The organism is Pseudomonadota bacterium (genome assembly GCA_016719885.1).
GTDB lineage: Bacteria > Pseudomonadota > Gammaproteobacteria.
Genome location: JADJYF010000012.1, coordinates 228,979 through 236,608, shown reverse-complemented (window position 1 = coordinate 236,608; position 7,630 = coordinate 228,979). Strand labels below are relative to the sequence as shown.

Here is a 7,630-nt window from a genome sequence, read left to right as displayed (position 1 = left end):
GAAAGGCCGTACAAAGACGTGAACGCCGCAAGGAAATAAGAAACAAATGGGGCCGAGCAAACGCAAAGCAGCTTTAAAGGTGAAGTTGATCCGTGTTCTTGGACGGTCAACGGCTTGGGTCTCAAGCCGCACTCAGTGTCGCACGGTTGGTATCTTGAAGATGCAGCCTCCTTTCGTAGTTGATGGGTGAGAGATAGTCGATGGCCGAGTGCCGTCGACGCGGGTTGTACCAGCCCTCGATGAACTCGAAGAGCGCGAGCCGGGCCGCGGCGTGCGTGGGGAAGCGGGCACTGGCCAGGAGCTCGCATTCCAGGGTTGCGAAGAAGCTTTCGCACATCGCGTTGTCGTAGCAGTCGCCGACCGATCCCATCGAGGGCCGCACGCCGGCCTCGCGGCAGCGCTTGCCGAAGGCTATCGAGGTGTACTGCGTGCCCTGGTCGCTGTGATGGATGACGTTCTGCGGCCGTCGCTGCTGGAGCGCCATCTCGAGCGCGTCGAGCACGAGTTCGGCACGCAGGTGGTTGGCCATGGCCCAACCGACGATGCGCCGGCTGCAGACGTCCAGTACCACCGCCAGGTACAGGAAGCCCGCCCAGGTCGGCACGTAGGTGATGTCCGCCACCCACAGTTCGTCCGGGCGCGACGCCCAGAACCGCCGCTCGACCAGGTCAGGGGCCGGCCGAGCCTCGCGGTCACGCACCGTCGTCTTCGGCCACCGGCGCCGGGAAACGCCGTACAGACCGGCCGCCCGCATCAAGCGTGCAACCCGTTTGCCGCTCACCCGGAATCCTGCCTCGGCCAGATCCATGCAGAGCTTCGGCCGTCCGTATCGCTCGTGGGACAGCCGATGGAAACGCCGTAGTTGGTCGGTCAGCAAGGCATCGTCTCGCTGCCGCGCCGAGAGCGGCCGGTGACGCCACGCGTAGTAGCCGCTCGCCGTCACGCCCAGCACCCGACACATCGTTCTCACGCCGTAGGTCGCGTGGTTCGCCTTCACGAACTCGAAGACTTCCCGGGCACCGCCCCGGTCTCCCGAGCGAACCACGCTGCGGCTTTTTTTAGGATTTCGCGCTCCTCCTTGAGCTGTCTGACCTCACGCCGCAGGCGATTGAGCTCGTCCCGCTCGTCCGTTGTCAGACCGTCCTGGCGCTCGCCAGCGTCACGCTCGGCCTGCTTGACCCAGTTCCGGATCGACTCCGCAGACGGCTCGTATTCCCGGGCCAAGTCCTCGGGCGTTCGCCCAGACTCAACCAGTTCGACAATCTTGCGCCGGAACTCCGGCGGGTAGGGCATTCTTGATTTCGGCATCGTGGCCTCCAGACTCCAAAAGGATCGGATGTCCACGAAAGCGGATCAACTTCAGTTGCTGTGAGCGTCAACGGTCTGCGAATAGCGACGCTTGAAGCGCAAGTTGGACTTGGCGCCAATGACAAAAAAGCTTGCAGCTTGATGCAGCTTGTATAACTGCTCGTAGTCGACATATCCACGGTCCATGACATAGAAAGCACCGGCCTCAGGCACGAGGATATCGAGGACGTTGACGTCGTGCCATTTGCCGTCGCTGATGTGGATGAAGCTTGGGATGTTGCCGCGTAGGTCGAGCAGGGTATGCAATTTGACGGCGGCCTTGGCGAAGCGGAACGGCGCCCAGGGAAACACCGAAAGGCTGAGGTCAATGGTGGTTGCGTCGAGGGCGTAGACGGTATTGGCGAGCTCGGCGGCGAAGGGCTCGTTGGCGTATAGCTTGCGTGCAATGTTGATGAGGCTCTGAGCGAAATCGGCATAGATGCGCCAGTCTCGGGTTGCGTTGGCGTTGGCCAAGGTGTTCCTGGCGACGATGCTGCGGAACCCGAGATGAAAGAGTTTGGTGCGCTGGCTGCGCAGACAGGCTTCGATATCGCGCAGGCTTTCGCGATAGGTCAACTGGGCGAAGGCCATACACAGGAACTGGTCGAGACAACTGAAGTGTTTGACCTTGTGCTCGCCTCGATAGCGGGCCACGCATCTCCGAAAGGTAGTCGACGGGAGATGCGCCATGACTTGCGCGAAAACGAGTTTGCCTGAGTTCATTGACGCCACCCGCAGCTCGGCCGAATAGACCGAAAATGCTACGGGAGCGGTTCAAATCGAGACCAGCCTGAACTGACAAATATTGCCGTCCGGTCAGGCTGTTATGGCAGGCTAACAACCCAACGTTGGGACACTACTGCGGCCGGATATCCTCGCGGCTCCGTCCGCGCCCGACCCACAGCACTCGCTTGCGAACAGGCTCGACGATGACCGTCGCGTAGCGATGCCCCTTCTGGATGGCGAACTCGTCCAGGCCGATGACCTGGAGGCCGTCGAGGTCCGACGGTCCCAACTCGCGTGCAAGCTGCGCTTTGTCCAGGGTTTTGACCGTCTTCCAGTTCAGCGCGTAGTGGCGGGCCACGTGCAGTACCGAGGTCACTTCACATAGCTTGGCCACGGACTCGCCGAGGCGGCGTGTGACCCGCAGACGCGGGTCGAGCCAGCGCAGTAACTCGACCTTGGGGCCACAGCGAGGACACGCTACACGGATCCGCGGAAAGACCACCAACGTGCGGCGCTCGAACACCGGCAGGTCACGCACTTGGCGTTGCTCCAAATCGTGAATGGACCGGCAGCGGTTCAGGCAGCCGCTACACCAGTGAGCTTGCGCACGCCGAATTGCCAGACGAACGATGCACCACGAGACCTCCTGGCGCATCTCTACCGTACACGATTGAACCTCATAACCTTCCCAGCCGCCGAGCCGGGCCATAGGATGTTCTGGGGCCACGGTCGCCCTCCTGCTTGCTTGATGTGTGGTAACAACAAACTAGCAGTGGCGACCCTGGTCCCGCTCTACGTCCACGCTATTGGGCGAAGAACCAAATTTTAGGGGCCCGCATGAGCCTGGCCTCGCGATGGCGACCGCAAGTTTCCCCGACCTCACGCGGGTCGAGGAACACCCTCGGGTATCCTTAGACCCTGCCGCTCGCTGCGTAGGAATTGCGGATCAGTGGTAGTAATCGCTCGTCCCCGCGCATTCGGTCGGACTGGGGCTTTTCCAGCCAGCCATAGGAGCCACTGCGCAAGACCTGCACGACGCGGCACAGCATGCCGATGCGGTAACGGTGGCGATGATCGTTGATGAAGCGGTACTTTACTCGGGCTCCCTGGCAAAGTACCGCGCGGCCCTTTTCCTAGGACGTCACGCTCTTCTTCGGTGCGCTTGAGTTGGGCGCGGAGCTTGAGGATCTCGCTGCGGGCCTCGACCAGCGCGGCACGGCGTGCATCCGAGTCATCGGGCTGGGCGGCCTTGACCCATCGGCAAAGGATATGACTGGAGACGCCTAGGCGCTCGGCAACGTCCGCCACTTTACGACCGCGCTTAACCACCTGGCGGATGGCTTCATCCTTGAATTAGAGCGAATATCTTTTACTACTCATGGGACATTTCTCCTACGCTAAAACGATAGCGCGAAAATGTCCGTCAGACCCGGGCAAGTCCAGACCTTCCATGATGTGTCCGGTAGATCAGGGCGATACCCAAATATAGACGGTCGTTAGGAAATGCCGAACAATGAACTTTCAATCTCGTGCCGAACGTGAATGCCAACTTTACAATTGCTTGGGAATGTCGCCTCTGGATACGCCGATTGAAAACGTTGAGTAGACTTTCTCGCAAAATCGATCGCAAATCTACATAGGAGTCCAAATTTCGTCACTGAAGACTCTAACGACAAACGGCGACCCAAAAGAATTGGACCCCGTCAAATTTGAGCGCACGGCAAAGAAAATGCGGACTCGCGAAACATCTGAAAAACTTCACCAAATGAGAGCGCAAGCTCTCGTCCGAATAGTCATTTGCGCTTTCATGGGGCTTTACTACCTTTCGTTCGGTATAAAAAATCATCCTACCTACCTCGTATTCGTTGTGTACTCCCTCGTTCTCCTCTTCGCGACACTACAAAGGAAAATTAAAGTTCCTATCCATCCTATTGGTACTTTGATTATCGACAACGGATTCGCAATCTGTGGTCTCCATCAAACCGGAGAGAAAGGAGCATTTTTGCTGTTTTTTTTAATTCATATTTCGTTCGCATACGGTGTGCGATTCGGCCGTGAGTATCTAATTCTCTCTTTAGCTGTCGCGTGTTTTGGCGTTACGGGGCTATATATCGCATCGGATCCATGGCAGGGAAGAATACACTTTCTCCTGAGCTTCTTATTTGGAATGCCGTTCATTTCAATCTACGTGCTATACCTTACAAACCAACTCAGACAATCGGAGGTGCGCGCAAACGAAACCACAAAAAGAACAAATGAGTTACTTGCGTTCTTGGCACATGATATTCGAGGGCCGCTTCAGCACGTACTTGAATCCGCAGGCAGACTGCAGGTGGAGCCCCTTTCGGAAAAGGGAGTCGAATCAATTAGCTCCATACATAGGCTTGTCGAATTTATGGCGAGAATGATTTCTCGCGTCTTATCCGATAACCAATTGAAGTCAGGCACGGAAGATGCTGACAGCAGTCTTAAAACGTCGCCGGATCACGAAGCGGCAGTCTATTGGCTGGTCCGATTCGCAGAAATGTATCGAAACTTAATTGAAGAGAGGGGCGCTCGGTTAAGGTACCAAATAGCCGCAACATGCGACGCACAACTGCCACGAGACGTTATGCCCTTCGAGCGAATATTGTCGAATATCCTTTCGAACTCTATTCGTTACTGTGCCGGCGGTGAAGTGTTAATAAGCATGACCTATGAAAATGGAAGTCGCCCAAAATTAAAAATCACGATAGAGAACGAAGCGGATCCTGGTGCCCGTTTCGTTGGTCAAAGCGAATCGCATTCGAATGATCTTCTCTGTCGACCCGCTCCGGACTTGGACTCAAAGTGGCCCATGAAAACGCCCAAGCGATCGGCGGACATTTCACGTTTTCCCAACTGTCTGAGAGCCGATACTCATCGCGTTTTGAGTTTTATGCTATTCCAGCAAGCGATCAATTCATCTTTTCAACTACAACCCCGGTTATTGTCTTATCTCGCAATCTTGGCCTTTTTCAAGATTGCGCAAAAGAATGCACAGGGGCAGCCAACATCTACTGGTCAAAAGGCGAATTAAATCCTACCGAAAAGGATGATGATCCATCGGGCCAATGGGGTTCCATTTACATTTACGACGAGAGCGAATTTGATGAAAGACAAAAGGAAATTAATAACATACCGACGTCTGCCGTCCAAATAATGCTCAGACAGAAAGAACCGGAAAACGTGATAGTTGTTGAGAGGCGTCGCATCATAGTGACGCGCAGTGACCCCTTAAGCATTTTGACAAATGCGCTGCAAATTGCCGAAGCGATTCTAGCCTCCATAGCCCTCGACGAACGAACGCCGTCCGTCGCTCTCTCGCGTCAGTGCTACGCCCTTGTGATGGACGACAGCCCTCTTAATTTAGCAATATTAGAAGAAAAACTTGCTCAGCTTGGAATCAACACAGTCGCCGTGACGTCAACATCGGGTGCTGCATCGGCGCTTGGTTCGCAGGCATTTGACTTGTTCGTACTCGATTGGAATGTTGGGTTGCATACGGCACAAAGACTGCTGGATGGTCTAACGAACCACCCTACTCATATGAACATGAAATGCGTAATCATATCTGCTGAGGACATTAGTGTGGACCTCTTACCACCAACCACCCTTAATAGGATTCGGCGGCTGGTTAAGCCGGTATCCGATGCGCTTTTCCAATCTACGATTTTTGAGCTAATCGAAGACTCTCGCACTTCCCCAGACGCGCTGAACAATTCATCGCCTGACGCAATTTTTGATTATTCGACTTACTTGAATTTAGGTCTCAACGCGCGAACGATTCATTTCACAAAAGAGTTGCTTGCAAACTTTGTCGAAAGTTTAGAACAAGCGTTCCAAAGTATAGAGAACCAAGTTGCGTCAACGGCTATTCCTGGGATTGATGCGGACGCGCATAAACTAGCAAGCATGTGCTATTCAGCTGGCGCCTATGCCCTTGGCGACGAATTTAAAAGCATCGACGGTGCCTTGTCATCTGACCGCCAGGTGGGACCCGACGTAGTACGTCGTCGCATACAATCGATGAGAAAAATCTTTAGGCTGACCGAGTGCCACATATTGCATTTCTTGCGCACTCTTGATTGTCATTTAGATGAATTTACATGAAGTTCAACGGCATTAGCTAACTAGCAGTTGCAGGGAACATGCGTCATTTTCGAGGCAAAAATCAATTAAAAGTTGCAATCTGAAGTGTTCATTCAGATGGCGGATGTAAATCTTGCTTGGGCCGAGTCGTGTCAGTTTCGTCCTTACACGATGCGCATAAGTCCGCCATAACATGCATCCGCTACTGCCTACCTAAAAGAAAGCCAAGTAGTCATGAACGAAGCGCGCAGATTTCGTCAACTGATACCCTCATACAGGGTAATGTTGGCTAATTCGTAGTGACACATCGACGGCCAAATTATAGCCTCTAATCTGTGTTCATCCGTATGGTTACTTAAATGATGTATTGCCCGGCTACACGAGGAGGAGCATTTAAAGGTAAAGGTTTTGAAATATTCGCCACTTTAAATCCGCAGTTGGTTCGCCGCCAGATTTTCAGAGCCAATGAGCAACAGCATGCCAAGAAACCCCCGCACAAAACGTGGCATTAAAAGACATAGATGGCGCCTTGATGATTTTGAAACAAAGGATTGGTTGGGAGGGAGCGCCGCTCTTTCACGATGGTTCGATGTCTATTCGTTACTGGTGCCTGATAACGAAGCATTTTTCATCCGAACACTTAAACCGTGCACGGATTTTTCCAAGACGGAACACGAAAAAAAGGAGTTGCTCAATTTTCTCCAGCAGGAGTCAATGCACGGTGTCGCACATCGTGTCCATTGGAGAAAAATTCAAGAATCCGGAGTCGTTATCGATCAATTCTTAAAACCCGTAAACTGGGTTTTGTACTCGGTTCTCGAAAGGGCTCAGCCTAAGTGCCTGCGCATATCTGTAGTTGCAGCAATCGAGCACATAAATGCCTGCTTGGCGCATTCTGTGCTTGAGCGGAATCTATTAATGGGAAGTCCGGAGAGCCTCCGCAAAATGTTCTATTGGCATTTCGCAGAGGAAATCGAGCATAAGGCTGTTGCCCACAAGGTGCTATGCAATCTTTATCCTGGGTATCTTGGTCGCCTTACAGGTGCGACCATTGCCTTTCCAACGTTCTATTTCCTGTGCTTCATGGGCATGATTTGGTTTCTGGCAAAAGATCGAAAGCTTTTCACTCTTGATACAGGCAGGCACCTTTTTAATTTTTGGATTCGACAAAAGGCATTGATAACCACAATACGCCAATTGTCGAGTTACTTCTCAATTTCGTTTGATCCTTGGGAGGTAAATGATTGGCATCTTGCATCGCGATTGGCAAACACGGAAAGACGCACCGGGTATTCGGGGCTGAATTGCGCTGATGTGAGGCGTGGTCGACGAAGAATATTCAATCAGCGACAGTCGCTGATTCTGTTCTGAGGTTTCGCTGTGTATTCAAATTCACGGCCACCGTTGTCTAAGTAGCATGGAGTGATGTACTCCTGAAGCATTAAAG

General features: G+C 53.3%; 6 protein-coding genes. 2 read left to right on the top strand and 4 right to left on the bottom strand.

Annotation, left to right across the window (positions count from 1 at the left end):
* Nucleotides 1-121: 121 nt before the first annotated feature.
* From IPM80_14335 to IPM80_14320, 4 genes are all read right to left on the bottom strand, one after another.
* A protein-coding gene (locus tag IPM80_14335; GenBank protein ID MBK8959566.1) for an IS3 family transposase occupies nt 122-1,308 on the bottom strand; the annotation gives its coding sequence in 2 pieces (ribosomal slippage) (nt 122-1,050 and nt 1,050-1,308; 1,188 coding nt in all).
* A gap of 51 nt (nt 1,309-1,359) precedes the next feature.
* Complete coding sequence (locus IPM80_14330) at nt 1,360-2,001, bottom strand: IS4 family transposase (protein ID MBK8959565.1); 642 nt, start codon at nt 1,999-2,001, stop codon at nt 1,360-1,362.
* A gap of 202 nt (nt 2,002-2,203) precedes the next feature.
* Complete coding sequence (locus IPM80_14325) at nt 2,204-2,800, bottom strand: transposase (GenBank protein MBK8959564.1); 597 nt, start codon at nt 2,798-2,800, stop codon at nt 2,204-2,206.
* Nucleotides 2,801-2,952: 152 nt separating this feature from the next.
* Complete coding sequence (locus IPM80_14320; protein ID MBK8959563.1) at nt 2,953-3,402, bottom strand: transposase; 450 nt, start codon at nt 3,400-3,402, stop codon at nt 2,953-2,955.
* Nucleotides 3,403-4,902: 1,500 nt separating this feature from the next.
* Between IPM80_14320 and IPM80_14315 the strand changes: the two genes are divergently transcribed.
* Both IPM80_14315 and IPM80_14310 read left to right on the top strand, forming a co-directional pair.
* Nucleotides 4,903-6,204, top strand: a complete 1,302-nt coding sequence (locus tag IPM80_14315) for an Hpt domain-containing protein (GenBank protein ID MBK8959562.1) — start codon at nt 4,903-4,905, stop codon at nt 6,202-6,204.
* A gap of 444 nt (nt 6,205-6,648) precedes the next feature.
* On the top strand, nt 6,649-7,554 hold the full coding sequence (locus tag IPM80_14310) for a metal-dependent hydrolase (GenBank protein ID MBK8959561.1): 906 nt from the start codon (nt 6,649-6,651) through the stop codon (nt 7,552-7,554).
* The last annotated feature ends 76 nt before the right edge of the window (nt 7,555-7,630 follow it).

Coding starts and splice junctions, on each gene's coding strand:
- IPM80_14310 (MBK8959561.1), top strand. CDS start 6,649: ATGAGCAACAGCATGCCAAGAAACCCCCGCACAAAACGTGGCATTAAA.